Below are 1,679 nucleotides of genomic sequence, written 5' to 3'. Positions count from 1 at the left end.
ACAGCGCGCGGCCCGGCGGCGGCCGGGGCGGTCAGCGATATAAAAGCGAGAGCAGTCGCAAAGGCGATGTGGCGGTAGTTCATTCAGGCCCCACGATCCCCAACCCAGCGAGGCGCATATAATGCGCCTTGTCGATCACCTGCCACTCACTTCGAGGTGAGTGGCCAATCGCATCGTGATGGGCGGTAGCCCCTTAGCTCGCCAACTGGCGAAGCACGTACTGCAAAATACCGCCGTTCTTGTAGTAATCGAGTTCATCCGCCGTATCGATCCGGCAGATCAGCGGCACGCGCTTGAGCGTCCCGTCGCCGGACACGATCTCAGCGGTCAGCTTTTGCCGCGGCTTGAGTTCGCCGTGCAGGCCGCGGATCGTGACCTGTTCGTCGCCCTTCATGCCCAGCGTCTGCCAGGACGTGCCCTCTTCGAACACTAGCGGCATGACGCCCATGCCGATCAGGTTCGAGCGATGGATGCGCTCAAACGATTGACAGATCACGGCGCGGATGCCGAGCAGCACGGAGCCCTTGGCCGCCCAGTCGCGCGACGAGCCCGAGCCGTATTCCTTACCGCCGAACACGACGAGCGGAACCTTCTCGGCCTTGTAGCGCATGGCGACGTCGTAGATCGGCGCCTTCTCTTTCGACGGGTAGTGCATCGAGAACCCGCCTTCGACACCGGGCAGCATCTGGTTCTTCAACCGGATGTTGGCGAAGGTGCCGCGCATCATGACTTCATGATTGCCGCGGCGCGTGCCGAACTGGTTGAAGTCCTTCGGACGCACCTGATGATCGCGCAGGTATTCGCCCGCCGGGCTCGCTTCCTTGATCGAACCGGCCGGAGAAATGTGGTCGGTCGTGATCGAGTCGAGCAACAGAGCCAGCACACGCGCATCGACGATGTCTTCGAGCGGCTTCGGCACCTTCTTCATACCTTCGAAGTAAGGCGGATTGCGCACGTAGGTCGACCGGTCGTTCCAGGCGTAGGTGGGGCTGCCTTTGACGCTGATCTTGCGCCAGCTCGTATCGCCCTTGAACACGTCGGCGTACTTGGTGCTGAAGATTTTCTTGGTGACGTTCTTCGCCGTGAACTCGGCAATTTCCTTGTTCGACGGCCAGATGTCCTTGAGGAACACCTTCTTGCCCTTCTGGTCGGTGCCGAGCGCATCCTTGAGCATGTCGACGTTCATCGAGCCGGCGATGCTGTAGGCAACCACCAATGGTGGCGACGCCAGATAGTTGGCGCGCACGTCCGGATTGACGCGGCCTTCGAAGTTACGATTGCCGGAGAGCACCGCGGCGGCGACGAGATCGCCGTCGTTGATCGCCTTCGAGTTCTGCGGCGGCAGCGGGCCGGAGTTGCCGATACAGGTCGTGCAGCCGTAGCCGACAAGGTTGAAGCCGAGCTTGTCGAGGTCCTTCTGCAGACCCGACTTCTCGAGATATTCGCCGACCACCTGCGACCCCGGCGCGAGCGACGTCTTGACCCACGGCTTGGCGGTGAGGCCCTTGGCCGCCGCCTTGCGCGCCAGCAGGCCGGCCGCGAGCATGACGCCCGGGTTCGACGTGTTGGTGCAGGACGTGATCGCCGCAATCACCACGTCGCCGTGGCCGATGTCGTATTTGTCGTCCTCGACCCGCACGCGCTTGGTCGCTTCGGAGCCCTTGTTGAACTCCTTGGCC

At 62.4% G+C, this 1,679-nt stretch carries 1 protein-coding gene; it reads right to left on the bottom strand.

Annotation, left to right across the window (positions count from 1 at the left end; all coding sequences use genetic code 11):
* Nucleotides 1-193: 193 nt before the first annotated feature.
* Nucleotides 194-1,679, bottom strand: a 1,486-nt coding sequence (gene acnA / locus VGN12_16015) for an aconitate hydratase AcnA (protein ID HEY4310957.1), incomplete at its 5' end; no start/stop codon positions are given.

Source organism: Pirellulales bacterium, from assembly GCA_036499395.1.
Classification (GTDB): domain Bacteria; phylum Planctomycetota; class Planctomycetia; order Pirellulales; family JACPPG01; genus JACPPG01.
This window is presented reverse-complemented; position numbering and strand designations above follow the sequence as displayed.